The sequence below is a fragment of the Legionella qingyii genome, from assembly GCF_003184185.1.
Genome location: NZ_QHJG01000038.1, coordinates 1 through 26677 on the forward strand (window position 1 = coordinate 1; position 26677 = coordinate 26677).

The window sequence follows — 26677 nt, forward strand, 5'->3', positions numbered from 1 at the left end:
AGGACTTACGAAAAATCTCAAGGTCGAGGCAAAAAATGTTTTTAATGAGGGAGTTTAGATAGGCTAAATGACCGAATTAAAAACATTTTTTAACAAAGAGATTGGGGTTTTTCGTAAGTCCTGTTGGATATAAAAAAGAATAGGATGTCCATTCTTACTGCGCATATAACAAATTGATATCTACTTTAAAAGGAGCGCCTATGTTAATTAAATTGATGCTTGGGGTACGTCAGTTCCAAGATGGGTCATTTAAACAAATGGAAGACATATTCAAGCAATTGAGTGTAGGTCAAACCCCTGAAATTCTATTCATCACATGTTCTGATTCACGCTTATTGCCAAATCTTCTGACACAAACAAAACCAGGTGATTTATTTGTCATTCGTAATGTAGGAAATATCATTCCTCCTTCTCATATTCCATCAAGTGAAGCTGCGGGGCTTATGTTTGCTCTAAGTGAACTTCATAGCATCAAAGACATTATTATTTGTGGCCACTCACACTGTGGTGCCATGAAGGGTTTATTAACTCCCAACCTCAATGAACGCCTGCCCGAAGTCGCCTCATGGCTTACTCATTCACATTCGGTCTTAAAAAAAATGAATGATTCTAAAGAATCTAATCCTAATGATTTCAGTTTAAAAGTGCTTCAAGCCACCAAGCTAAACATTTTAACTCAGATGGAACATTTAAAATCATATCCATTGATTGCCGAAAAATTGAAACGTAAAGAACTCACTCTTCATGGATGGTTCTATGAGTTTGAAACAGGTGAAGTGTTTGTTTATGAGTCTAGCTTTGATGAATTTGTTCCACTTGAAAAAGCATTGGGTTTTGCTATTTCTACACGTAGGGATAAAATAATTGAACAGGTAGCAATGAAACATCTTGAACTTTTTACCAATCCTCAAACAGCCCATGAATATAAAGAGTTAATGCGGTTATTTTTGCTTCTTGAAAAGAATTTATCGCCCATCTGGCAAACAATAAAAAAAGAAGTTACTCAAAAAGTATGGGCAGAGTTAGGAGGATTATATTCCAGTATAGATGATGTTGAATTCATCGATATGCTAGAGCAAGGCTCTCAGTTAAAACTGATGAATTTAAAAAATTTTCAAAAAAACATATCGGAATCAATTGGTTATCAGAACTATCTCCATAAGACAATGTATCATTCTTTTTTTGCACCAATTCCTAAATCAACTCCAGATACCTTCTGTAATTTTTTAAATTTTAATCTTTAAATCATAAAGACCAGAACATTCTGGTCTTTTACTTTGAGTCCTTTAGAAGGCTTAAATTCCAACTCCAATTCTAAGCAAGAACGATATCTATTTAATTTACAAAATAAAACTTTTAGTCTAAATAATATTATTAAAGGGATTTTAATTTGGGTACTTATGAAAAAATGGTCTGGATTTATTATATTTTTGCTGGTACTTATACTCGTAGCTTACTATTTCATTGGTTTAACAATCAAAAGCACTCTAAATAAAAATATAGACTCAATACCTAAATCGTCTGCATTTAGTGTCCATCTTGCTCAATACCATCGTGGATGGTTTTCATCTCAAGCAACATTAACACTTAAGATGTATATTCCCGCTCAAAGTACAACAGATAAAGATGGAGTCACTAAAACAGAACCACCGGTTGATTTGAATATGGATATACCTATTCTCATCAAACACGGACCATTCATAACGACACCTAATGGAATACGTTTTGGATTAGGTCTCATTACAACGCAACCTGAAACACATTATGAAGCCTTTATAAATTATCTGAATAAAACTGTTTTCAGATACACGCTTCCTTCCTTTTCCCTAGAAGGCAAGATTGGACAAAATGAGGGAGACTTTCAACTCAATTGGCAAGGTTTAACTTCTTTGCTCAGCGTTTCCTCTAATCTGGATCATATCAATGGTAATTTAAGGCTTTGGGGGTTAAATGGCGAAGCTAGCAACCCAGTTAATGCTCAAAGTAATGTTAGCTTCAATATTGGCGAAGTCACCTATGATTATAAATTTAAACGGTATCAAGAATGGTTATGGCTTGGTCAAACTTATTTTGATATTCCTTCTATTGCATTCAATCTAGCTGGTGCAAAAAACTTCGAGCTTACTGGATTTGATTTCTCGGCTAGCTCTGATGTTCGTGATGATGTGCTGAACATCGACCTTAAACTGTCATTGCAAAAACTATTTACTAATAATCAAAATTTTGGACCAGGGATTTTACACTTGAATTTTAGAAATCTGGATCCAGCAATTGTAGCGAAAATCAATCAACAAGAATTCAATATGATTCAAAATAATAGCGACCCTAATCTTGCCACGCTTGCATTCGCAACAGAATTACCAAAACTCCTTGCCAAAGGTGCGGTATTAGAGCTTTCAGAATTGACCCTGAACTTACCAAGTGGGAAAATTATAGGAAATTTTAAATTATCAGTACCAAAAGGCGAAGAAAACGATCTATCACAGATAATGCAAAAGATGCAAGGTGAAGGTTACTTTAAGGCACCGATAGCCACAGTAAAAGAGCTGATGACCGCATCAATTAAAAGTGATCTCGCCAACAATACCCAAGCGAACGAAGAGACTCAAGCACCTTCACCTGGCTCAACAAGCCCAACACAAATCTTATCTATTACTGATAATGAAGCTGCAAACAAAGCAGAAAAAATATTACAAGATTTTGTCAGCAAAGGTTTTTTAAAGGTTGAGGGTAATGATTATGTCTTTACCTTCAAATTAGAAAACCAAAAAATTACTGTGAATGGCCGGCCATTTGCTCCCGCTATGCTAAAATAATTTCTGCTTCATTACGTTTAAAAAGCCCCTATCACAAACCGATATGGGGCTGATAATTTTTTACATTATAGACATTTTTTGGGAGTTATAATAGTTTGGATCGGGTCGCTTAGCATAGGCATCAACAAGTTCTGTCAAAAAACCAACTTTCTCTGCCATTGGCAGATCAGATGCTAAAACTCCTTGAGTTATACCGGCAAAGATTTGAGTTAACGAAGCTGAAGAAGGATTTGAGTTTGCTTGATTCCTACCGGAATGGATATCCTGCTGAGCCACCTGATTAATTCCACGAATTGTTGAGGAAGAATCAGCCTTATTTTGAGGTAAAAGAGCCAAAGCACTTGCATGCTCCTCTATTTCATTAGCTGAAAAAATGTTTTTTAGAACCCCTTGCTCACGATGAAGTGATTCTTTTGCTTTAGGTCCACTTCTAGAAGCGAAAAAAGAAATGTTACTACGAGTCATTGCTTCTTTTACAGGTAAGTTTTCATGGCTTCTTTTAAAATTAACTTCTAACCAATTGACCAATCGAGAAGGATTCTCCACATGAATACAAAATTTATTATGATTACATTCATTTTTAATATTCTCACCTTTTTCGATGCGAGCAACATGATTATCAACCACAAAGTATCCCTTTGTTGCTTCAAACGGAGGTAAGATACTCCCTGGATAAATGATAAAATTATAACCTAAGGCAGCTGCTAACAGCATAATAGAAGGACTTTCTTCGGTAAGGTAACCTTCAGAACGATGAAGCCATAACTCGCGATTATCTCCTTCCCCGGCATGACGACTTGCAAACTCGGAACTTACCTTGTCAATAGTTACCTTAAGACCTTCTACTGAACTATATAGAGGTATTATTTCTTTTAAAATTTCATTAAAATTATTTTGAGACACCCAATTATGCCAACGAACTATTTCAAAATTCTTTCCAGTATCCGCAGCTAATTTATTGATAATCTCAATTTTTTCATCCACGGTCTTATTTGGATACCTAGTATCGAAATCGTTCTCAGTAAGCCCCAAAGGAGCTAAGAACGCGCCAAGATTAGCTTTAAAATATAGATCCCCTAACTCTATGGCGTTCTTTTTAAGAGCATCTTCATTATCACCGGATGAGGAATCTTCCTTAAGATTATGCCAATAAATTTCATCGGCAATTAAAAATGTTGCTTTACCCTTCACACCAGTATAATCAGGACCGGTTTGATGCATATCAACAGCTTGTTTCACAATAGCTGCTAAAAATCCACCAGCACAGTACTCATTTCCTTTAATACTTAAAAGAACTAAATCATTTGTAGTCTTCAACGAAGGAAAACGACTTTTACTACTATCTTTTGAATCAAAACTTGCGGTAATAATTTTGCCGTCTTTCGGACCTTTGATTTTGGGCATCTAATATTTCCTTAGCGTTATGTTTATCACTTCTGCACACTATCAATTCACTCAACTACTTAAAAATTATTTAAGTCGGGATGATAGGTACTTAACTTAATATTTTGGGGTTTTAAAAATCGAATTATTTTCAATGTTCAGTCAAAAATATAGACATAGTATAATTCATTTTGAAAAAAAAATAACCAATTTTTTTAAAATAGTTTATAATATTCTCACTATTTATTTATAATAGACAGATATTTTGGATGATTTACTATATTCTTTTACGTGTCCGTCCATTAACATACTGTCGATCAACAATATTTTTACTCAATAACGCACGTACTTCGGTTATTAAGTCATTTTATATGGTGGAAAATGGATTCTGAAAAAATTAAAGAATTACACGAAATTATTAATCGAAAAAATGAAGAGATTCGTCAACTGACCCTATCTCTGGATGAAGAAAAACTTAATTATAAAAATGAATTGCACGCTGTTCGTGATTATTACGAAAATATAATTGCCTTAATGCCAGGACATGTATACTGGCTTGATAAGAATAATGTCTTTTTAGGTTGTAACGATCGACAAGCAAAAAGCGCCCGTTTGCAATCAAGAAAAGAAATTGTTGGAAAAACCAATTACGATATGCCATGGAAAGATCAAGCAGAAGAATTAAATAAAATCAATACATTAGTTATGGAAACGGGCATACCACATACTGTAGAAGAATATGCAGTCATGACAAATGGAATGGGTATTTACTATTCCCAAAAGGTTCCCTTACACAATCAAAACAATGAGATTATTGGTGTTTTGGGTATTTCTCTCGACATCACAGAACACAAAAAAATGGAAGTTGCTTTGCGTCGTGCCAAAGAAAATGCTGAAGTTGCAAACAAGGCAAAAACTGAATTTATTGAAAATATGAGCCATGATATTCATACCCCATTAAGTGGTATTGTTGGGATGTCACGACTTTTGGAAGAGAAAGCAGAAGATCCAGAAAGAAAACAATTTGCGCGTTGGATTCATGAAAGTGGTGAACAATTATTGGATCTATTAAATGGTGTAATGGAAATCGTTGCCGCAGATAATCTCAGAGACAGTGATGTCCATGAGGAGCTATTCGAATTACGCAAAAATGTTAAAGATATTGCACATCTTGTACAACCTACTCTGGAAATGAAAAAAATTCAGCTGAATATCGAAATTGATGATACAGCACCAAATACTTTTATCACTGATGGTACAAAATTACATCGAGTTTTATTAAATCTAGTAGGAAATGCAATTCGATTCACTGATAAAGGTATTGTTACAATTAAAGTGGAGACACTTTCACATGAAAATAGCTATGCACAACTTCGATTCAGTGTGATTGATACAGGAATTGGCATACCTCCGGAATTAAAGGATAAAATCTTTGATCGCTTCTTCCGCGCTACTCCTGCATACAAAAGCCAGCACGGTGGTTATGGCGTTGGCCTTCATGTCGCACAAAAATATTTAAGCCTTCTGGGTGGAGAAATAAATCTGGAAAGTGAAGTAGGAAAAGGCTCTACTTTTTATTTTACCCTCACAATGAAAATCGGGTATAACGAGGACAATACCCTCACTTATAATGAAACAAAAATACTGAACAAAGAAACAGTATCTCATACGCCGCTTATTCTTCTGGTAGAAGATAACATCATTTCCCTTCATATGATTGAAAATGTTGTAGAACAAGGAGGATATCAATATTATTCGGCAATCGATGGCGAACATGCTTTAGAGCTGTTAGAAACGAATGATTTTGACTTAATCATTACTGATATAGATATATCCGGTATTGCGGACAAAAACCTCATTCAGTGTATTCGCGATATGGAAAAACGTGCTGGGAAAACTCCTTTACCTATTATTGGCCTAACTACTAATACCTCAGGTGAAACAGAAAATAATCCCATGCGTTCAGAAATGAATAAAATATTAACTAAACCCATTCATTTAAAAAAGCTCCAGGAAGTAGTTAATGGACTCAATTTAGCGTCTTCAAAAAAAGAAAAATAGGGCGTCCCGCCTACGTGTCGCGACTTGTTCGCGGCATCCAGATGCTCGTAATCAACAGCAAATTTCTTCATATAGGTCACGCCACCCAGGGTGCGGTGGGGATGAATTGTAAACACACCCTAATTTTGGGCAAAAAATCTTATATCGCAGTCTGGGTGAAGCGTAGCGACGCCTAGACTACGATATTTTTATGGGGTTTCAAAATAATTAGTATCGAATGGATAACAAACCCAAGTTAAAGTTGAGCCGTTGTAATTCACTTCAAGCGTCGTAGTATTCAAAGCAGATAACTCAGGTTGCTTATCTATATAGCATACTTGCCGCGCCCCATTTAAACTCACATAGTAATAAGATGTAGTCGATTTATAATCATTAGGCACATAGTAAACATCCCCTTGTTTTTCCAAAATAATCGGAGTCCCGGTAATTACAATTTTGGTAGCATGGGAAACTGCATTAAGCATCGTAAGCGAAAAAAAAATTAATAATAATTTTTTCATAATAATTTCACTCCTTGAAATGATTTAAACGACCCTGATTAAGTATAGAACAATAATATTCACTTAATTGCATTGCGGTACGATTACTGAGCGAAATAGAGCATGTCAATTACACAACCAGATGGGCAACCTTTAATTGAGCGAGTACCTCCGATAAGCTGAGTTGACATGACTTCAAGTGGATCAAACTAAGCTCTACAATAAGATGTTTTACACATTGAGAAAGATTATAATTCTCTAACGTAGCTTGGATGGCTACCGCTTTAATTTAATTATAGGAAATATTATGAATACTCTGGAGTGGCTAACAAAACTTATCGCATTTGATACTACCTCACGCAATTCCAATTTATCACTAATAGAAACGCTCGCTAATGGATTAAATGATTATCATATTAATTCTATTTTAATCCATGATGATAAAGGCCTTAAAGCAAATTTACTTGCTTCGCTCCCTAATCGCCATGGTCAACGCAATGGCGGTCTTATTTTATCTGGCCATACGGATGTAGTACCTGTTGATGGACAGGCCTGGGACAGTAATCCATTTCAAGCAACGATTAAAGATGAGAAAATATATGGCAGAGGAGCTTGTGATATGAAAGGTTTCATTGCTGTAGTCATGAGCCTCATTCCACAACTGAAAGCACTTAATCTCGATTTCCCAATACATTTTGCTTTTTCTTATGATGAAGAAGTTGGCTGCCTTGGCGCACCACGCCTTATTGAGAAAATGATGAAGTTAAATTATAAACCCAAAGCGTGCATTGTAGGTGAACCAACCTCAATGCAGCCAGTCATTGGGCATAAAGGAATACAATGCTATCGCTGCCAAATTCATGGAGTAGCGGCTCACTCTTCATTAACGCCTCAAGGGTGTAATGCGATAGAACATGCTGCATCATTTATTACATTTCTTCGCAATATGGCGCATCAGTTTAAATCACAAGGGCATCATGATGCATCTTATGATGTACCCTACACTACAATTTCCACTAATCTCATTCAGGGTGGAAACGCTTATAATACAATTCCTAGTTTGTGTGAATTTGTTTTTGAAATTAGAAACTTAGTTTCAGATAACCAGGAACAGCTACATCAACAAATAGTGGATTACCTGGATGCCCAACTACTCCCTTCTCTGCGCAAAGAACAATTGAATACAAACGTTATTCTGGAAACGCTTGCTAAAGCACCTGGATTGGATACACCGTTATCAGAACCAATTGTGCGTGCTGCCCAATCAATTTGTCAGAATGAAAAACAATCAAAGGTCGCTTACGCCACCGAAGCAGGATTATTTCAACAAGCAGAAATACCCACTATTGTTTGTGGGCCGGGTAGTATTGAACAAGCTCATCGTGCTAATGAATTTGTTGGGCGAGAACAATTACATCGTTGTGAACAATTTATACTCAATATGGTACAATCACCATTTCTTAGAAATACTGAATAAAAAATAGTTACTGCTCATAATTCTGTTTCAACAAGGTGAGAAAATTACATGATAATCCTCTATATCCCATTCCATGAAAATAATGATCTCATTGCCCGGGCAATAGATTGGAAAAATACGCTTACAGATCAAAACATACTCATCTTACAACATGGTAATCCAATTGATTATAATTTACTGAATCAGGAACAACTCACCATCTATATCCTCGCTCATGGTGTTAATCAATTATTAGAACATTTTCATCTGAGCAGCCATTACCCTATTACCAGTCAAACAACCTATCTTAGTATTGATCAAATAGCAGATCGTTTTAACTCTGATTTTGTCTACCTGCATTTTAGAATTAAAAATATAAAGCTTTATTTTTGCAATAATCAAGGAAATCAGAAAGATATAGCAGAATTATTCTACAAAAATTTAGTCTTATTTGATGCGTCCATAAATTACTATGCCGGTACGGTTTTTAGTCCTTCAAAAAATCATAAAAAGTATTCATTTTTTCATGGTCAGTGGTATTGCTGTTCGAATGTTCGAAATTCCTTACGTATAAAAACTTGCCTCGATTCAGATGAAAAATTGAATATTAAGACATTAACTATCCTTAATTTTGTTTCAGATGCAAAACAAAAGCGCATTGATGAAGTCTTTCAAAGCCGAAAAAAAGCACGTCATGAACAATTGATGCGAATGAGAAAAAAAGAGACGAAGCATCAAGAACAAAATAGCGATGCGATAAAAAATATAGAAAATGACAACTTTCTGTCATTTGGTAGCCAGCAAAAATATTGATATCGAATTTCAAAATAGAACAATAATTTGCATAAATTTTTAAATAATTGATTGACAACAATCAGGATGATAATATTGTGACCACATTATATTACATTCTATTGACTCGATGAAAGATTGGTTAAAACTCTTTTTTGCAAAAAGTGACGCTATCCTCTTAACCCTAAATGGCAAAACTTTTAAAAAATCCGATTGTCAAAAGCTCGGTGGTGGAGCTGAAAAAAATGTGTATCAAATTAAAGAGACAAACCAATGCTTTTTTATTCCCAATAAAACGGATCGGGAGATATTTTGGGATGGAAAAATACAAACAAGTGAAGATCTTTGGAATCGTAAAATTGAAAGAGAAAAAGCTTTACTCGATCAAATCAGTACATTTGGCTTAAAAACACAACGTTTTGAAATCTTACCCCTAAAAATTGAAGATCCAGGAAAATCGTCCTATATCCTTAATGTTCTTGTTACAAAAGATTTTAAAAGCCTATGCGAAGAAGAATCTATTGTTATTTATAATAAAAAGGAGCAGGAGATTATTGGTACTCCTCCAAATTTTATTGCGATGCAAAAGCAATTCAAGGAGAAACATTTTGCTCAAAAGGTAGTCAAAAAAATTATAGCCGAATATGCAGTTGCATTCACATTTACATTACCATCAAGTATTCTATACGTTCTTGATGACAGTGAACATTTGTGTTTTGAATTACCAAAGGACGCTACAGAACCTCCCGTAGCACGATATATGTTTTGGGATGTTCTATCTGACTTTAGAGGCGTAAGTATTCCTATAGTCCCCACATTAAATGAGTTAAAGCTCGGTTCAAAGGAAGAACCTTCCACCACTTCTACTCGAGATCCTCTTCAAGGATTAATCAACCTTGCTTATCAGGTTGCGTCCCCCATACTTAAAATGAGTACCCCCGCAAAGGAAGACTTCAATGTGGATTCCTTAGCTGCAGATCTGCTCAACGCTTTAAACGACGATGATATTCTCAATGAGGCCCTGGCTCATGCAAGAAAATTAGCGTCCCAATTTATTGAAAACCTATTAAAAGAAAATGAACAGAATAAGCTAGATAATAATGAGGACTTTATTCTATTAATGGAATCTGTTATTTCAGTAGGCGAATTTGATTTATTCCTACGCGCTTTTCGATCATTTGAAAATCCGGCTGATATGCCTCAAGAAGACATCGATAAAATTACATTTTTTGCACAAAAATACAAGGTTCAACCCATCATTGATTATCTGAATATTCATCTTGTTCAAGAAAAAGCCAAGAGAGAGATGGAAAAAAATATTCGTCTTGCCCAAGAAAAAGCCAATCAAGAGGCAGAAAAAGTAAAAGCAGAAGAAAAGCGCCACAAAGATTCTGAACAATTAAAAAACGATTTTCTGCAACGCTACAATAAAAAATTGACCGATGACAAAAATGCATGGTGTGGTATGTATTCATTTTTTGTTAGAAGTTATACCAATGAAGATATGAGCTTAAAAGAATTGGTGGAACATGCTCAAGGACGTTCACAGCATGGTAGTGGCAAACGCAGTAAAGAAATTATGAAAACAATGGGTTGGTTAGATGAAAGTAATGAAGTAACGGATAAAATAAGTAGTTACATCATGTAAAAGACGTTTCGTTTTTACTATTGAATATTTTATGATTTATTTTTGCAAGCGAAACTCACATTAATAGGCATTGCAGTACAACCAGTCTTAAAACTGTCCTTAATATTTTTGAGACTATAAAAATGAGCTAGTAAAAAGAACTTGATAGGCCGTATAGGGATCGAACCTATGACCAAGAGATTAAGAGTCTCCTGCTCTACCAGCTGAGCTAACGGCCCATTTAAATGATAACAGTTAACTTTTGTAATCGATTGTTAACTTTTAAAATATTAGCTTATATCGATAGATTTTCCAACATCTAGACAGAACGATATGAAAAACAATATTTTCACCTCGATCTTTAACAGACAATTGCAACTTGAATAAATAAGTGTAGTAATCTGTCTTGAGATAAAATTCATGACAGTTACTCCACTTTTTATTTTGAAGATTGGATCACACCTTAACTTGGAGACTCTACAGGATAGAGTTTTGTGACTGTGTTTTTTTCTCGATATGCGAGAAGTAAAAAACCGATAACCCCCATTGCCAGGGTGGCAGGGATAACTCCTATTCCATAAACAAAAGCTCCCGCCTCACGAATGCCGCCATTTACATTGACAACATAACCTATAATTGTATGGAACGCATAGCCAAAAATCATAATTATCATATTGGCGATTGCCGTAGTGAGGCCAGCAAGATGCTCTGGAACATAAGTAGAAACTTTATAAATAGCTAGAATCTGATAAGCACAGCACATTCCGACCAATATAAAAGATATCGTGATACTGGATACGTTTAACATACCTCCAACAAGTGCAGTAAAAACAACACACATGGTTATTCCTGCTGCGATGATTGTTCCCAGGTAATATCCTGATTTTTCTGCAATCAAACTTAAAACTGGGGAGCCAAAACACATGCCAATAAAAATCATTGAAGGTAAGTAGTTTGCTGTTGATGTATTCAAACCATATACCTGTTTTAAAAAGCCAGAACCCCATACATCAGAAAATCCTTCCAAAGGACCTAGCATTAGCCCTGCAAAACAGCACATCAAAATGACTTTTTTGTTGGTAAAAACAGTTTTGATATTGGCAAGGATTGATGTGTGATAAGTAGGTTTCTCATCGGGGACTATAAAATAAGTTACGCAGGCAAGCACGAGGCCAATAGCGATAAATACTTCAATGACCATTTTATAACCCACTGCATGACACATATAGCTAACTGGACCACCACCATAAACAGCGCCTATAAGTCCTATCATCACTGAAAAACTTAGCATTCGAGAAAAATGCTGTTCTTTAAATGTCATACGTATTATTTTAAACGTACCCAAAATTGCAGCTGACGATCCAATGCCAATAAGCGCTCTTCCTATAAGAGGATACATCCAATGATCAGCAAAAATCAGCGGCAGCAAGCCAAGAACAGGAAGTAAAATGCATAAAGTCATTACTTTTCTTGGGCCAAAACGATCCAGCATAATCCCAATTGGCAAATGCATCAAAGAGTAGCCAAGATAATAAACACCAGAAAATTGTCCAAATACCGTCGCATCAATATGAAATTTCGACGTAATATCATCCATCATAATATTGGGCATCACTCTAAGAACATATTGGTATGCGTAAAATATTGACGCAATAAGCCACACAAACCAGGCAACAACACGTGATGTAGACATAAAAATCCTCGAAAATACAAGCAGCTAATATACGCACATTGGTTACAACCTATGCATTAGAGAATATTGTAATGCATTTGTTTTGAAATTTTATTGCAAATATAGGGTTTTATTTTAATTATTTAGATTCTAATTTTAATTTACTAACATTTTTTGGATTAAAATGCTAATATTTAAAATATTCATGTTATTTTTAAAAAATTATGGATCGTACAGACAAGAAAATATTAGATATCCTTCAGTCAAACTGTCAAATTAATAACCAAGAACTTGCTGATATGGTAGCGTTATCCCCCTCGCCTTGCCTTCGTCGCGTCAAATTGTTGGAAGATAATGGCTATATTAAGAAAAAAGTTGCTCTTCTTGAACCCGAAAAACTGGGTTTAAAGTTATCTGTGATTGTTTTAGTTGGATTAAATAGTCATCAGCCCGCTGTCATGAGCCAATTTGAGGAAGCTGTTCGCTTTCTTCCTGAAGTAGTTCAGTGTTATTTAATTACAGGTCAATCTGCAGATTACGTGTTAAAAGTAATCGTGCCCGATCTAAACGCATACCAATTGTTCTTATTAGACAAACTGACACGTATCAATGGGGTTACTAGCGTACAATCAAGCTTTATTTTAAGAACTATTTGTGAAACAACTACACTTCCATTGGATCATCTCGATTAATTAATTTGTTTTATCCCCATTAACTCTAATACAAGTGCGTATCCTATTGATTTTAATTAATTCCTATTGAGTTTATCGATAAAAAAAGCAAGGTATTGCGTCAATCATATAGGAGTAAATTAAGACATTGAAGTTTTTACCTTTAGTTTTAGCTGGATTTTGCGTTGTAAATACAGTTTCTTCCGCTTCCGCCCCTCTTCCGAAATACCTTGATAAAGATGGACCTGTTTGTACCACGCTTAGAGGATTTACTGGCCTCATAGTAGGTCCAACTGGTATAGATAATTTAGGCCCCAACGTATTGTTGGTAATGAGACAAATAACTTCTCATTCCAGGGATTGTTTTTAAGCCTTACGTTACACGCCTAACAAGCATCATAAGAACTGTCTTTAAAGTAATCGTGTCATTTACTCATAAAGACAGTACTTTGTTTCACTCACTTTTCTTTGATCGAATTTTCTATATTTACTTGGGCGTGTTTACAATTGAAAATAAAAATTCTCTTAGAACTCGCCTTCCTCATATTCCCAAGGTATATAATTTGAGGTAATACTTATTTCAGAACCTCATTGAGTATATTTATAAAAATTGCTGGTAGCAGGTGCTTTCGCTGTACTAAACCGCATACTTGTCATTGGCTAAAAGGATAAACAAAGATGACAAAAACAGTAGATTATTTACTTCTTGGCGGCGGCCTTGCTTCGGCACTTGCCGCCGATACTTTGAGAAAAGAAGGCGCTACTGGGAGCATTGCCATACTATCAGAAGAGCATTACCTTCCCTACCTTCGCCCTCAGCTCGCCAGAGGATTTCTGACTGGAAACCGCAAGAAAGAACAATTCATTATATTCAACGAAAGCTACTATAAAAAAAATGATATTGATGTATTGCTCAACACAAAAGTTTTGTCTGTTGATCCCAAAAATAAAATTGTGAGAACAGACCATACTGGAAATTTCTATTTTAAACAATTGCTTATTGCCACAGGCTGCAACCCTAAACGAGTTGAGCTGCCAGGAAGTAAACTCGACAAAATCTATTATCTTAAAACGCTCCCTGATGCACAGCCACTTATACATGAAATAGAACATGCAAAAAAGGCAGTAATCGTGGGAGGAAGTTATATTGGCATCGAGCTCGCTTCTTTATTGATTAAAAAAAATATAAAAGTAACCATTATCGCAGAAGAGTTCCATTTGTTTAATGTAAGTTCTTCAGCTGAGGTAGCTGCTTTTATAACCAACAATGGCGTTGAAGTACTTCTTCATGAAACGATAAAACAATTTAATGGTAAAAAGCATGTCCAATCAGTAGAAACAAATACAGGAAAAAATTTAGCGTGTGACTTTGTAGTCATAACCGATAAATACTTTCCGGTTACTGATTTTCTTCAAGGGAGTGGAATTCAGATCAATGATGGCATTGTTGTCGATCAATATCTGCAAACCAATAAAGAGGGAATTTATGCTGCCGGTGATGTTGCTAACTTTTTTGATCCAGTATTTAGAAGATATCATCGAAATGGAGGAGTAGATAACGCCATCAAACAAGGAAAAATTGCTGCATTAAATATGATGGGAATGAGAAAAAGCTACAGTACTGCCTCTTATTTCAATCTCCACGCATTTGATAATTACATTGTCATAATCGGTGATACCGTTGATGCTACGGAACGAATAGTAAGAGGTTCAATTAAAGAAAAAAACTGTGCCTTGTTTTATCTGAAAGATGGATTGTTGCAAGGTGCCTTTTTTTCTGGACGCCCTATAGAAGAAATTAAAGCGGCAGAATCACTGATTATCAACAGAGTTAATATAGAGCCTCATAAGAAAATGCTTTTTGATATTAACTTTTCTCTGGAAAAAATTGCAATTCAAACCATCCTTACCCTGCAAGGTGGTGGGGCTCTTGGTGCTTTTGAGTGCGGCGTGGTTAAAGCAATGGAAGAACATGGGATTTACCCGGATATTGTTTCTGGAATTTCTATAGGTGCATTTAATTCCGCAATTATTGCTGGAAATCCCAAACATGCGACTGAAGCGTTGGAGGGCTTTTGGAATGATCTCGCTCTAGATATGTTCAGTGTTGCTGATGAACAAGCAAGACGACTTCTCTCTTCCTGGCATGCTATGATTTGGGGGTCTCCCAACTTTTTCCTTCCAAGATGGCCTATGCCAGTTTTTAGTGCCGATCAATTACCAATTCACTGGACAAGTTTTTACGATACTTCATATGTTAAAGATCTTTTACGCAAATACATCGATTTTGATAAGTTAAAAGACAGCCCCGTCCGCCTGCTGGTGATGGCAGTTAACGTTGAAACATCTGAATTTGAAACCTTTGACAGTTATACAGATGACATTACCCCCGATCATATTCTTGCCAGTGGAAGCCTGCCTCCGGGGTTTCCATGGACAACAATTAATAATAAACATTATTGGGATGGTGGAATCATAACCAATACCCCTATTGATTCAACACTTGATGTCTGTGGTCGATCCAACAAAAAAATCTATATTGTTGAGCTTTATTCAAGAAATCGCCCCCTTCCTGAAAATATGATTGAGGTTCTTTCAAGAAAAGATGAGATTTTATTTTCAGAAAAAATAAGGAAAGACATACATACAACTGATCTTATCAATAACTACAAAAAACTAATTGAACAGATTTTGAATCATTGTGAGCCCAACATAGCTGAAGAGATAAGACAATTCCCTACTTATATTCAAACAATGGGTGATCCAGGCATTCAATCCATCACCAGAATTATACGTGAAGTAGGAAAAAATGAACCGTATGCATGGGATTCTGATTTTTCAAGAGAAACTATAGAACAACATAAGAAAAATGGTTATAAAACCATGAAGAACATATTAAAAAAAGAAGCCTTGGCAAAGCGTGCAAAATAAATAGGGCTTAATGAGCAAGTTTTTTGGCTTCGTGCTAACTCAAACCCAAGTTGAGTTTTTTCAAACGCAGGAAAAAATTCTTTGGCCGAATCATCGATAATACAAATCTTAATATATTGATCGTAAATCATTTTTATTAAGAGTTTGGCACAAGTGAGTTTAATTCGTACTTAATTTTAGTTGGAATTTAGGACGTTGGCTTTTTATTGACTCATTAGGAATTTTATGGAATATTGTGCCCCTTAAAAATCCATAATGGACAAGATAAGATATTTTTACAATGTGATCTTAATCCTATTCACAGCTCTCTCTTGGCAATAATACCTTTCCAAGATCCTTAATCGCTGGCAAATCCAGTATTGTTGAAGAAAATTTATCAGTCAAGGTTGTATGTCATTCTCGCTTAACAGGTATGGCCGCACGTTTGTTAACTTAGCGGCAGTGTCTTAAGAAAGTAGAATGGAAACATAAGTATTGCCAGAGGCAATTCTTAAGGATTTTATTAAAGGTTATACTTTTTTAAAAATAATTCGGTGATTCATATTATGTTTACAAAGAAAGAAACAAACTCTTCCAATCTGCGGCATCAAAAAATCGTTGAAGAGTTAACTAAGTTGGCTAAAAGCAATAATGAAGCGGGTCGAACATACAAAGAGGCTCTTTCATTGACAAAAAAGAGAAATTACCAAGCAGCTTTAAAGTTGCTGAAACCCATAGAAGAGTCTGAATTTTATTTTACAAGTAAATCCATAGTTCGGGCAGTTTCTAATTTACGAAAAGAGGTAAATTTTAAGTTATTTCAGAAAGCCTCATCTGTTATTCCACAACAAACACCTCTTAGCATAGAAGATAGACTGAACAATCCACAGGAAATTGAGTCCGCAAGGGATTTTTTGGAAATACATTTTACCTCATCCTACGATGATGACGACGTTGACTTACTTTTCTCTTGGAATGAAGCCTTGAAATTTGGACATAAAGTAAAAGGAACCCAAGATATTCCTCGCGATCTTAAACAATTAGAGCATGTTCTTTTAATCATTAATTTTCTTTTAAAATATCGCGGCAAAAAGGGTTTTGTGGCCCCTGTGGATATTGAATTGGATGAGTTTCATACAAAGGTTCTTGAAAACTGGGGAATTACTTCGGCTAGAGAGCTTCTTTTGCAGATGTGCCAAACATTATACCATTTGTCTGATGACACCCTGAATAAATACAACAAATTATTTATTCCTGCGCCTTTCACCTGGATAACATTTGAGCAATTTGGTGGCTTTATGGGGGAAGATAGCAGGGAAAAATTCTTGCTAATAAACACAGAATACCTATGCTCTATTAGTTCAAGTGACGAAGAAAAAAAGAAATCCTATTTTTCAGCGCTTAACCGATTGACTAATGAGTTGGCTCATAATGGTGATATTCTTGTTCACGCACTGCCTGATATCATCGAGAAAGACCTTCCGATTTTAAAGGAATGCATAGAAAAAATGAGGGCCGAATTAAATACAAAAAGGCCTGATAGTTTAATCCAACCTGTTTCTTTACTTAATATACAAGCTTTAACACAGCGTCTAATAGATACCAATACGTATACAAATGTTTTATCTTTGTTGACATTTCTTTATCAATCCATTGATAAAGCAAGAAATTCTAAACCAAGGATAGATGAATACAAAGATACGTTCCTTTACTTATCTTCAAAAGTAGGTCGGCATGCCGCTTTAAGGTATTTGCAAAAACTAGGAGAATATCTAACAGGAAAGAACTTTTATAGTTTCTATAACGAGACCGTCTCTTGGGAAGATCTTGTCAGTTTAAGGAATATTATTGTTCATCAGGATCAGGATAGTAATAAATATGTCGTGGATCTTTTGCTTCAAGACCCTAACCAGTTAAAGCAAATATTTAAGGCAGAATTAAAAGAACTCATTATCCTATTATTGGATAACTTGCTATTACGTGAACAAAAAACTTCTGTTTTAGAAGGAAACCCTCAAGAACATTGGTCAAATATTTATAACGCACAAGAAAAAAAAGCTCTGGAACAATTTGCATCATCCCAAGCCAAAAGAAATGTTACAACCCTCTTAACGTCCAAAGAAGATGAAGAATTTTTTATAGGTTTTCTGAAAAAGAAGAATGCTCCACAAGAAATAGAAGATTTGTGGTGCAAAATATTGCGGGGTGAAGAAAAATCACCTCTGACCACCAAAGAAGAAGGACAATTCAGACAAACATACTTCCCCACAAAGAAAGAAGATTTACAGAGTTTTACAAGGCTAAGTCAGATCATGAGGAATGCATTAAGTCCACCTAAGCTAAAAAAAAGCCAGCGTGAAGAAATGCTTAGGAAAATACAGGAAGAGGCTAAACAACGTGAAATAGAGAAAAAAAACAAAGTAAAGGGATTGGATACTATTCGAAGTATCGTTGAAAGTGCTATAAAAATCCAAGATGAAGGACATACTTTAAGTCCTTTAGATAGGATTAATGCGGCCATAGAGGCACTAGATAACATGAGAGAATTTCTAACCGAGGACTTATCTATTTTGCTAAATTATCCTTTACAAAAACATGGAGAAATCCTTGCTTTAAGGCTGCTGGCTAAACCCATATTGCGTGCTGCTCTTGAGTATAATTTTGGACAGCTTGTGCAACACTTGCAAAATATTCGTCAATTACATGCTTATCCAAAAACCAGTTTCTTAGAAAAGAATTACTCAAACTTAAAGCGATTAAGAAATTATGTTGAACATGATAATGCAATCATGATGAGTGCCGTTTCTTCTGAATCAGACAGTCCTATTATTAATCGTACTATTTTCGATAGTCAAACACTTTGTCCTATGTACATAAGCCTACTCAATGAGTTAGCTCCTGAATTACAACTGATCAAAAAGAGAATCGCCCCCCCGCCTAAAGAAAACAAAGCGGCAACATTTGGTTATATTTATCAACAACCTGTATCTAGACCTTGTACTACTACTCAAACATTGTTTTTTTTCAATCCAATTAACACTACTAATGTCAACAATACAAGAAAGCGTGAAGAAAAAGAGCAGGAAAAGGAAAAAGAGAAGAGTTATAATTTCTAACCATATTGGTCGGGCAAGTTTGCCCGACCTACTAAAAATTGAGAGTCAAAGTGGGCTGGTTTGAGCAGAGCTACCAGATAATATCGAGAAACAAAATGCTATTGATTATAATAAGAATTTTTAGCTAAAACGCCATAACGGTTATTTTTCAAAAGAATGCGCTCCTGTGGTAAAGCAATGGATGAACATTTAAGTGATTCAACTTGGAGTGAATAATAGCCTTAGGTCAGACCAAGATGTCCTTCCGCAAGTAATCGTGGCAAAATCTGTTGCCCTAAAATTGAAGCAAATTGGTATCCACTCGTCTTGAAATGAGCATCTAACCATACAAAATGATCAATTTCATTTCCTGGAACAGGAGTTCTTTCAATATCAACAAAATAGGGTGCGCATCACTAATAATGCATCTTCATAAATGGCCTTTGCTTGAAATTCATCATAAGGTGTAACCGATAAAACCCTGACGTTTAATTCTTCCAATAATTCCCTTCTTAATGCCTCCTCATCAGTTTCTCCAGGCTCAATCTTACCTCCTGGTACGATGTATTCATTTGCTGGTTTTCCGCGTTTATGTACTGCCAAAACTCGATGCTGTGCATCAAAAATTAATGCACCGGCTTTAAAGATCGTTTTTACACATTGATTCATTTTCTAATATCCTATCCGTGAAACACGTTAATTGATTTAAAATGGTTGTAGATGGATTACTAATAACACTCTTGGGAGTAGTAAAAACTGCATCACATTGTTCACATTGGTGTTGTTGGTGAGGCACTACTGCCAGATGCTCCTTATCAAAATGCGCATGGGAACAACCAGGGCAGTTGATGCTGGTTAAACAAAATCGAAGTTCCGGAATTGCTTTTTGTATTTGCAATATACGCACCATTTCAATATCCAGAAGCATCCCATTTACCCAAACTTCACTATACGTGTTATCAATGACTCGCTTTTTTTCACGATTATAAGCATGAACATGAATTGCACTTTCTTCCAAACGTTTTGCAGTCCAAATAATCGAGGGGTTCGATCCCCAAATCTGAAATCCACCTGGATATTGTGTGTGATCTAAGATTATTTTTCGTTGCGGCATTATTGATGGCCTTTTTACTAATTTATCATCAAGCATCTCTTTGAATCGAATCACCGGATTCACTACACAACGCTTACTGGTTAAAGTTGAACCACCACAGAAGGTACAGTAATGTTCAAACGAAGGGAGAACGGAGGCCAAATTCTGATCGAGAAGTTCCATCCCACAATGACAGCAATTCAAACTAACGATATCAAAATCAAAAATCGAACTCATGGTGTAGCTTAAAGCACACGCCTCAGTAAGTATCATACTTTTTTCTTGCCAGATTATTTCAACTTCGGGGTAGGATTGGTCAATTATTTTTTTACCCGAATCAGCCATTCTTGCATGAACATGAACACCACGATCAAATTTTTTATTATGGCAATCAAACACAGCCGGTAAAGCACCCCACGCCGCTACTCCTCCAGGAAAATTATCCAGATTAATTGAAATAGGTTGGTGTCTTAAAATTTGAGAGTGATTTAGCATAGAGATACCTTAACAAAAGTAATTAAAGTATCCCTCGCCCTACAAGTTGAATAAATCATTACAAATCGGGAGGGAATCGAGAATAGATGTAATCATCAACTTGCGTGGATTAAACAAAATATAGAGAAAACCCTTTTGCATGTCAATAAAGACTAAACTGCAAGGTTGACTAAACCTAATCATTTCAAGGAATATAAGGAAAATAGGTAACGACATAAAACCAATTTAATTACAATGATAGAAATATTTCTAATCCATACGATGATTTTTTCATGTTGAAGAAAATACTGTTCTTGATGTTAATAGTAACAGGTTTGTTAAGCTGCAATAAAAATATTGAACAGCAAATCTCTTCACCACCTAAAAAATTTCCTTCCAGTACAAAAGATTATAAACCTGTAGATGATTTGCCTTACATTGCTTGGTGGCAACAATTTCATGATGTAGAATTGAATCAATTGATCAAGACTGGCTTGAACAACAACATGGATATTCATATTGCCATAGGAAACTTACAACAAGCACAAGGCGAATTGCGGCAAATCAAGCTCAGTTGGATTCCTTTTGTACAAATATTTGCCGGCTACTCCACGAACCCCGCACTTGGAGCGCCCGGTGCATTTTATGGGGTGTGGCCCTACTATTTCCTGAACATGATGAAACTTTATACCCAACAGAAAGAGGCCACATATAATGTTCAATATCGTCTCGCGGCCATTGAAGGAATGCGTCTAACATTAATTGGCCAGGTCGCGTCGGCGTATTTCACCTTAATCGCTCAATTAGAACAATTAAGATTATTGCAGCAATTAGACAATGACTTAAAATCATTAATTGAATTGAGCAAGGGCGAAATCAAGATTGGTTTAGAGAATGAAATTAATTTGGCTCAATTGCAATCGGATGAACGGCTGATTGCAGCTCAGATTAAACCTGCTTTGCATAATATTGTGTACAGTGAAAATGCTCTTCGTTATTTGATCAATGAAAACCCTGGCCGGATAAAAAATAAAAATAATTTTGCCCAAATAGACTTTTCACATTTTAAGCCGGGCAGCTTACCCGCTACAGTATTAAATAATCGTCCAGATTTGAAAATGGCTCAATATGCATTGAATGCCTCACGTGCGGCAATTAATGTTGCCTATAGTGATTTTTTCCCGGCATTGCAGTTAGATGACTTTCTAGGCGAAGTAGATTTGCCAAGCAGTAATTTTGCTGAAACAACTGATGCATACGTCAATTGGACGCTTGCCCCCAGCTCCCTTGGAAAAATTGCAGCACGTAAAGGTGCCTATAATGCAAAAATTGCTGAATTTAATAAAACAGTCCGACGTATTTTAAAGGAAGTTGATACTGACTATTCTGCCAATAAACGTATGAATGAAAAATATATAGCTTATTTACATGCGGAAAAAGAGTATCGTCGTAAATACAAACTACAGCAAGGATTGCTAAAAACAGGATTAATTTCTTATAAAGAATTATTACAAAGCAAAATTTATTTGGATAACATGGCTCTGTCAACAAATCAAGCCAAGTTGGAACTCACGATGTCATTGATTATTTTGTATCAAGACTTAGCGGGTGGATATGCTTACAAAAAATAGTTCAGGACTTATGAAAAAAGTAGTTATTGGAACGAATTGTAGCCAGGGAACAGCAATGAACTACATATATAATTTTAATGTAATTTGGATTTTATGATAAATTTATTCAGATATCGTGAACGTGTTAAAAATGGATTTGTTCGGCTAAAACGTTGGATCACCATCACCAATGTCATCATTTTTATTGGCATTTCAACAACCATTATTTATATTTTTTCTTTTTTATTTCCTTTCACTGATAACGCATTTGTCGTCAATAATGTACGTCCAGTTGCAGCCCTTGCGAATGGCTATATTACAAATCTTTATGTGCAAAATGGTGATGTTGTCAAAAAAGGTCAAAAGCTTTTTACTGTCTTTCAAAAACCCTATATCTATGCGGTAGAACAACTTAGCGCCGATTTAGCGAGTGCTCAAGCAAAATTAGCTGCGTTAAAAACTACTTATGAACGCGATCTCAAACTCAGTGAAAACGAGCAAAAAAATTACATCAAACTCAAACAGGATGATCAAAAATATTATAGAGGTTATTTATTAAAATCGGTTTCTCTCATCACCTTACAAAATTCACAACAAGAAACAAAAGCCGCTAAAGACAAATGGGACGCGGCTTTAAAACAATTGGAAATTGATCAACATCAAATAAAAGCACAAGAAAATGAAATTAAATCCCTGCAATGCACGATTAAAAAATGCCAAAGTGAATTTGGAGCAAACAGAAGTTTATGCACAAACCAATGGAATTATCCAAAATTTATTTTTTAGCGTCGGAACACCCGTAAATATTAATCAACCACTATTTTCCTTAGTGGATACTGATGATATTTACATTCAAGCAAACTTTAATGAAACAGATTTGGGGCAAGTACATAAGGGTGCAGAAGTATTGGTATTTCCCAGAATGTATCTGGGGAGAAAAATGTTTCATGGCGTAATTGATTCAGATTATTGGGCGGCTAATCGACAATTGGTAGATAATCGAACTCAATTACAAAACGTAATCAATGAAAATCAATGGATCTTATTACCTCAAAGACTTCCCGTCATTATTCGCATCACAGATCCTGATTCTCATTATCCGCTCCGTCTTGGAACAAGTGCGTATGTCTATATCAAAGTTTAAGCAATGGCTTGATGAAGTGGATCCCTATGCCTTACAACGCATTACTCTTTATAAATGCCTCTTTGTTGCGACTATAGAAGTGTATGTCTATTGGTTGTTTCAACCTGTCAGTTTCCTTGCTTTTTTCTCCCCCTTTTTTTTGGTCGCCCTTTATGAAGCACCTGTACTTTCGACGTTTAAAGAAAAAGAACACTTACTGATTTTTATCACTGCTGCAGTCATTCTCATCAGCGTATCCTATTATCTTGTCTTTCCATTTCGCGGTGTTTTTTTCTTTTTCTCAATATTTGTCTTAACGGTAACCTATTTTTACGTTTTAAAATATTTCTATGCTTTGAAAAATCTAACCATGTTGCTTATATCGACTGGAGCTGTTGTTTTAAGCGCTGAACCACCAGCCAACCTTGAAGTCGCATACGGTTTTATTTCATCAACAACATTATCGATGACCTTTGCATTGATTAGTTTGAGAATTTTCCCCAATATGTATTTGATCGTATGGAATAAAGCCCTGCAAAAATTCATTCAGTACCTCGAGGAAGATATTGATTCCGCTATAAATCAAAATAATAAAAGCCCTATAGGAGAGGAAATTCTCCATTTAGGAATGGTCCGAAATTATCGTCGGCTACTTCCTAAAAAATATATAATGCAAACTTATCGTATGGGAGTAAACATACGAAATATTCAACACGCGTTAGACAATTTATATTACGAGACAAAAAATGAGGTATTTTGGTACGGTGTAAAAAACAATCTCTTTTGGCTTAGACACAATATGAAAACGTATATACCCTGTGGAGCACCCTCGCTTCCTATAGAGCCACAAACAAAATTACAACATCATATTGCTCGTTGTTTACAACAAGCGTTTATCCATTGGAATAAATTATGCTTTCTGCGGCAAAACTGAAGAAAAAACTTGATTATGCGCGGTTTACGCAATTAACAATCATGTTTATGGTTGCCATGTGGATTTACTTATTTACAACTATTCCTCATAAATGGTGGGTGTTACTCACAGTAATCGTCATCAGTGCAGGAATTGAGCCAGGTTTTATTATCAGAAGGGCAATTCATCGCATTGGAGGTACTTTTGCTGCCTTGCTGATTCTAATTCCTCTAATTTATCTCATGCAGTTGAATTATCGATTAATTCCCGTCTTATTTATAATCAGCATCATTGGACTCGCCGTTTCATCATTAAATACAAAACGCTACGACATCAGTGTTTTTTTTATTACTCTTATGGTTTTTTTACTATTAGCGCAGACCACTGAAGCAAACTCACCTGAGGGTCCATTTGAAATGGTGCTGAATCGCGGTACATGTACTTTAATTGGTATCTTTATTGTTTTAGTTGGCGATTATTTTTTATTTCAAGCTTATCGTTACTCCCAAAAACTTTATTTATTTCATCAAATGATGGTTTACAGTTTTTTTAACGATATGATGCAACAAATAGTCAAATGCCGAGAGCAAAAAATAAATACATTTCTTTTTGTTGAGAAATTACGTGGTGAGGTAATCAAACATTGTGCGCCCATTACAATTAGTTCTGAAAACTTAAAACTGGAAGTTAAAATCAGCCAAGAAACCAAAAAACGAGTCGACATCTTTCAAGAAACAATTTGGGATATACGCAGGCTTTTATTTGCATTATGTGTTTCTGAATTTGTTTTACACTCTTCAGCAACAACTGAGAAACATTTACAACAATTTAAAATCTTAATGAATAAGGCGAAGAACAATTTTATTTATACTGAGGATATTTAGAGTAGCGATTCGTCCTTATTTTTAAAATTCCAGAGGGAGAAGTTTGAGACAAAGTATTTGATTAACATACTTTGTCTCATTTTATAAACATCGATAAAGATGCGACTTACTGATTCAGCATGATGGTCCGGCCGTACATGTTTTTTCTACTTCTAAAGCTCGTTTTTTTTCTCCAATAACCTGATTTAAAATTCTTAGCTCACAAACAGCAGCTGTTTTCTTTTGCTTCAAATCTGCAATCCATTCATTCAGGCTACTAACTTGTTCAGAAGCATGTGAAATTTGAGTACATAAATACTGTGACTTAAGATCATAAGAGGTCATGGGAGAATAACCAGCCGCTTGTCTTCCAAGGTATCGATCCGTTTGATCCGTATCAGAAAGAACCCCACCAAGAGTTTGCTGAAATCCTGTCTCCTCATCTACGACGTGTTCATATGTTAGTTCATGGGCTCGTTTACTTTCCAAAAGCTGAGCTAAACGTGCCTCTGCAACCTTTAATGCATCATTATGTTGATCAAGTCTGTTGTCAATCCAAACAAAATGAGGTTCATATTCTCGGTTAATTCTGATTAATTGAGGCAAGTCTTGTTGCTTAAAATATTGACGAAGTTCAAAAGGAGTTTTATGTGGAAATTTTGCCATAATTTAATCCTGATATTAAAAAAAACAAATAATATCACTTTTTACCCATATAGGAACTATTTTATCATTATGGTGATTTGCGAGCCTAGCTCCATAGCATCGATTAAACGATCTGAGGTATTTTTTTTCAGGAAACTTAATATGACTAGTGCCTAATCATGAAGTTTCGACTAAAGAACCCAAGCTCTCTGTAGCCAGCGAATGAAGTAGATTAATTTTTATGAGTTCAGCTAGAGTCTTAGTTTCCATTTTCCGCATAACGTTCGCGCGATGAACTTCTACTGTAGATATAGATATATCAAGCATATGAGCTATTTGTTTATTTAATTTTCCTTCAATAACCAAATCCATAACCTGTCGCTCACGTTTGGTCAAACGCTCAAGGCGCTCATAAAAATCAGATTGAGGCTGCAGGAACGAATGAGATTGCATTTTTTTGAGGCATTTTTGAGTAATTTCTAGTAAATGCTGGTGATTTACCGGTTTAAGAATGAAATCTGTAGCTCCAGCTTTCATCGCTCGTACAGCCATTGGAATATCACCATAGCCTGTGATCATGATTATCGAAAGCTGATTTCTTGATGCATTAAGATGCTCCAGCAATTCCAAACCACTCATAAGCGGCATCCGCACATCGATAATCAAACACCCTTTTTGCATGTAATCATAACTATCAAGAAATGATTTGGCATTTTCATAAGTGTGCACTGGAATATTAACAGACTCAAATAACCAACGAAATGACTGGCAAATCTCTGGATCATCATCCACTACAAAAACAGCTGCATTAGCAAAATCCATATTCACTTCCTTGCTCAAATAATACTAAATTGAAAGATCAAAATAATTCAGGGAAGTTCCTTCATTACAAAATGATTCCTCAAAGTGATTTGAACTACTTCTCTACTTTTACTTTTCTAATTTAGGGTTTACCCCAGCTTCATCCAAGGTAAAGGCTAACTAGTCATCGTAC

At 35.5% G+C, this 26677-nt stretch carries 19 protein-coding genes, 1 tRNA gene and 1 pseudogene; 13 read left to right on the forward strand and 8 right to left on the reverse strand.

Features of this window, described 5'->3' with window-relative positions; all coding sequences use genetic code 11:
• The first annotated feature begins 200 nt into the window (after positions 1–200).
• The gene (locus DGG96_RS17665; RefSeq protein ID WP_110143864.1) at positions 201–1244 is read left to right on the forward strand and encodes a carbonic anhydrase; all 1044 of its coding nucleotides are present in this window, start codon (positions 201–203) and stop codon (positions 1242–1244) included.
• Between the two features lie 156 nt (positions 1245–1400).
• On the forward strand, positions 1401–2816 hold the full coding sequence (locus DGG96_RS17670; RefSeq protein WP_110143898.1) for a YdgA family protein: 1416 nt from the start codon (positions 1401–1403) through the stop codon (positions 2814–2816).
• Positions 2817–2876: 60 nt separating this feature from the next.
• Here DGG96_RS17670 and DGG96_RS17675 read toward each other — a convergent pair whose 3' ends face one another.
• Complete coding sequence (locus DGG96_RS17675) at positions 2877–4220, reverse strand: hypothetical protein (RefSeq protein WP_110143865.1); 1344 nt, start codon at positions 4218–4220, stop codon at positions 2877–2879.
• A gap of 360 nt (positions 4221–4580) precedes the next feature.
• Between DGG96_RS17675 and DGG96_RS17680 the strand changes: the two genes are divergently transcribed.
• Positions 4581–6260: an ATP-binding protein gene (locus DGG96_RS17680; protein WP_110143866.1), complete on the forward strand. Its 1680-nt coding sequence runs from the start codon at positions 4581–4583 to the stop codon at positions 6258–6260.
• A 188-nt stretch (positions 6261–6448) separates the two neighbouring features.
• Here DGG96_RS17680 and DGG96_RS17685 read toward each other — a convergent pair whose 3' ends face one another.
• Positions 6449–6760, reverse strand: coding sequence for a hypothetical protein (locus DGG96_RS17685; protein ID WP_165831643.1), 312 nt, complete (start codon positions 6758–6760; stop codon positions 6449–6451).
• A 286-nt stretch (positions 6761–7046) separates the two neighbouring features.
• Here DGG96_RS17685 and argE point away from each other — a divergent pair, with 286 nt between their 5' ends.
• From argE to DGG96_RS17700, 3 genes are all read left to right on the forward strand, one after another.
• Positions 7047–8216, forward strand: coding sequence for an acetylornithine deacetylase (gene argE, locus DGG96_RS17690; RefSeq protein WP_110143868.1), 1170 nt, complete (start codon positions 7047–7049; stop codon positions 8214–8216).
• A gap of 48 nt (positions 8217–8264) precedes the next feature.
• Positions 8265–9008 (forward strand): hypothetical protein, encoded by a 744-nt coding sequence (locus tag DGG96_RS17695; protein WP_110143869.1) that lies wholly within the window; start codon positions 8265–8267, stop codon positions 9006–9008.
• A gap of 109 nt (positions 9009–9117) precedes the next feature.
• Complete coding sequence (locus DGG96_RS17700) at positions 9118–10635, forward strand: hypothetical protein (RefSeq protein WP_110143870.1); 1518 nt, start codon at positions 9118–9120, stop codon at positions 10633–10635.
• Positions 10636–10780: 145 nt separating this feature from the next.
• On the opposite strand, the gene DGG96_RS17705 is transcribed toward DGG96_RS17700, so the two are convergent.
• Positions 10781–10853 (reverse strand) — tRNA-Lys (locus DGG96_RS17705).
• A gap of 224 nt (positions 10854–11077) precedes the next feature.
• Entirely contained in the window at positions 11078–12307 is a 1230-nt protein-coding gene (locus DGG96_RS17710; RefSeq protein ID WP_110143871.1) for an MFS transporter, read from the reverse strand.
• Positions 12308–12510: 203 nt separating this feature from the next.
• On the opposite strand from DGG96_RS17710, the gene DGG96_RS17715 reads away from it, so the two are divergent.
• The 3 genes from DGG96_RS17715 (at position 12511) to DGG96_RS17725 (ending at position 18983) form a co-directional block, all read left to right on the forward strand.
• A complete protein-coding gene (locus tag DGG96_RS17715) occupies positions 12511–12978 on the forward strand; it encodes an Lrp/AsnC family transcriptional regulator (RefSeq protein WP_058468676.1) in 468 nt (155 codons plus the stop codon).
• 657 nt (positions 12979–13635) lie between these two features.
• On the forward strand, positions 13636–15888 hold the full coding sequence (locus DGG96_RS17720) for an FAD-dependent oxidoreductase (RefSeq protein ID WP_110143872.1): 2253 nt from the start codon (positions 13636–13638) through the stop codon (positions 15886–15888).
• A gap of 545 nt (positions 15889–16433) precedes the next feature.
• Entirely contained in the window at positions 16434–18983 is a 2550-nt protein-coding gene (locus DGG96_RS17725; protein WP_110143873.1) for a hypothetical protein, read from the forward strand.
• 372 nt (positions 18984–19355) lie between these two features.
• On the opposite strand, the gene DGG96_RS21225 is transcribed toward DGG96_RS17725, so the two are convergent.
• Together DGG96_RS21225 and DGG96_RS17735 are read right to left on the reverse strand one after the other, a co-directional pair.
• The gene (locus tag DGG96_RS21225) at positions 19356–19631 is read right to left on the reverse strand and encodes an NUDIX domain-containing protein (protein ID WP_110143874.1); all 276 of its coding nucleotides are present in this window, start codon (positions 19629–19631) and stop codon (positions 19356–19358) included.
• Entirely contained in the window at positions 19603–20550 is a 948-nt protein-coding gene (locus DGG96_RS17735; RefSeq protein ID WP_110143875.1) for a hypothetical protein, read from the reverse strand. The genes DGG96_RS21225 and DGG96_RS17735 overlap by 29 nt, the downstream gene beginning before the upstream one ends.
• A 272-nt stretch (positions 20551–20822) precedes the next feature.
• Between DGG96_RS17735 and DGG96_RS17740 the strand changes: the two genes are divergently transcribed.
• The 4 genes and pseudogenes from DGG96_RS17740 to DGG96_RS17755 all read left to right on the forward strand — a co-directional run bounded on the left by DGG96_RS17740 (position 20823) and on the right by DGG96_RS17755 (position 25059).
• Positions 20823–22160 (forward strand): TolC family protein, encoded by a 1338-nt coding sequence (locus DGG96_RS17740; RefSeq protein ID WP_110143876.1) that lies wholly within the window; start codon positions 20823–20825, stop codon positions 22158–22160.
• 93 nt (positions 22161–22253) lie between these two features.
• Positions 22254–23283 (forward strand): annotated as a pseudogene (locus DGG96_RS17745) (HlyD family secretion protein).
• Complete coding sequence (locus DGG96_RS17750; protein WP_110143877.1) at positions 23264–24196, forward strand: hypothetical protein; 933 nt, start codon at positions 23264–23266, stop codon at positions 24194–24196. Before DGG96_RS17745 ends, DGG96_RS17750 begins: the two are co-directional and overlap by 20 nt.
• Positions 24175–25059: an FUSC family protein gene (locus DGG96_RS17755; RefSeq protein WP_110143878.1), complete on the forward strand. Its 885-nt coding sequence runs from the start codon at positions 24175–24177 to the stop codon at positions 25057–25059. Before DGG96_RS17750 ends, DGG96_RS17755 begins: the two co-directional genes overlap by 22 nt.
• Before the next feature lie 114 nt (positions 25060–25173).
• Here the strand turns inward: DGG96_RS17755 and DGG96_RS17760 are convergent, their stop codons facing one another.
• Positions 25174–25704 carry a hypothetical protein gene (locus DGG96_RS17760; protein WP_110143879.1) on the reverse strand — a complete coding sequence of 177 codons (531 nt, stop codon included), beginning with the start codon at positions 25702–25704 and terminating at the stop codon, positions 25174–25176.
• A gap of 156 nt (positions 25705–25860) precedes the next feature.
• Positions 25861–26505: a response regulator transcription factor gene (locus DGG96_RS17765; protein ID WP_110143880.1), complete on the reverse strand. Its 645-nt coding sequence runs from the start codon at positions 26503–26505 to the stop codon at positions 25861–25863.
• Between the last annotated feature and the right edge of the window lie 172 nt (positions 26506–26677).

Excerpts from the sequence above, each read along its gene's own strand:
- DGG96_RS21225 (WP_110143874.1), bottom strand. The coding sequence starts at position 19,631 with ATGAATCAATGTGTAAAAACGATCTTTAAAGCCGGTGCATTAATTTTT.
- DGG96_RS17750 (WP_110143877.1), top strand. The coding sequence starts at position 23,264 with ATGTCTATATCAAAGTTTAAGCAATGGCTTGATGAAGTGGATCCCTAT.
- DGG96_RS17695 (WP_110143869.1), top strand. The coding sequence starts at position 8,265 with ATGATAATCCTCTATATCCCATTCCATGAAAATAATGATCTCATTGCC.
- DGG96_RS17665 (WP_110143864.1), top strand. The coding sequence starts at position 201 with ATGTTAATTAAATTGATGCTTGGGGTACGTCAGTTCCAAGATGGGTCA.
- DGG96_RS17740 (WP_110143876.1), top strand. The coding sequence starts at position 20,823 with ATGTTGAAGAAAATACTGTTCTTGATGTTAATAGTAACAGGTTTGTTA.
- argE (WP_110143868.1), top strand. The coding sequence starts at position 7,047 with ATGAATACTCTGGAGTGGCTAACAAAACTTATCGCATTTGATACTACC.
- DGG96_RS17685 (WP_165831643.1), bottom strand. The coding sequence starts at position 6,760 with ATGAAAAAATTATTATTAATTTTTTTTTCGCTTACGATGCTTAATGCA.
- DGG96_RS17725 (WP_110143873.1), top strand. The coding sequence starts at position 16,434 with ATGTTTACAAAGAAAGAAACAAACTCTTCCAATCTGCGGCATCAAAAA.
- DGG96_RS17720 (WP_110143872.1), top strand. The coding sequence starts at position 13,636 with ATGACAAAAACAGTAGATTATTTACTTCTTGGCGGCGGCCTTGCTTCG.
- DGG96_RS17735 (WP_110143875.1), bottom strand. The coding sequence starts at position 20,550 with ATGCTAAATCACTCTCAAATTTTAAGACACCAACCTATTTCAATTAAT.
- DGG96_RS17700 (WP_110143870.1), top strand. The coding sequence starts at position 9,118 with ATGAAAGATTGGTTAAAACTCTTTTTTGCAAAAAGTGACGCTATCCTC.
- DGG96_RS17680 (WP_110143866.1), top strand. The coding sequence starts at position 4,581 with ATGGATTCTGAAAAAATTAAAGAATTACACGAAATTATTAATCGAAAA.
- DGG96_RS17715 (WP_058468676.1), top strand. The coding sequence starts at position 12,511 with ATGGATCGTACAGACAAGAAAATATTAGATATCCTTCAGTCAAACTGT.
- DGG96_RS17765 (WP_110143880.1), bottom strand. The coding sequence starts at position 26,505 with ATGGATTTTGCTAATGCAGCTGTTTTTGTAGTGGATGATGATCCAGAG.
- DGG96_RS17675 (WP_110143865.1), bottom strand. The coding sequence starts at position 4,220 with ATGCCCAAAATCAAAGGTCCGAAAGACGGCAAAATTATTACCGCAAGT.
- DGG96_RS17760 (WP_110143879.1), bottom strand. The coding sequence starts at position 25,704 with ATGGCAAAATTTCCACATAAAACTCCTTTTGAACTTCGTCAATATTTT.
- DGG96_RS17710 (WP_110143871.1), bottom strand. The coding sequence starts at position 12,307 with ATGTCTACATCACGTGTTGTTGCCTGGTTTGTGTGGCTTATTGCGTCA.
- DGG96_RS17755 (WP_110143878.1), top strand. The coding sequence starts at position 24,175 with ATGCTTTCTGCGGCAAAACTGAAGAAAAAACTTGATTATGCGCGGTTT.
- DGG96_RS17670 (WP_110143898.1), top strand. The coding sequence starts at position 1,401 with ATGAAAAAATGGTCTGGATTTATTATATTTTTGCTGGTACTTATACTC.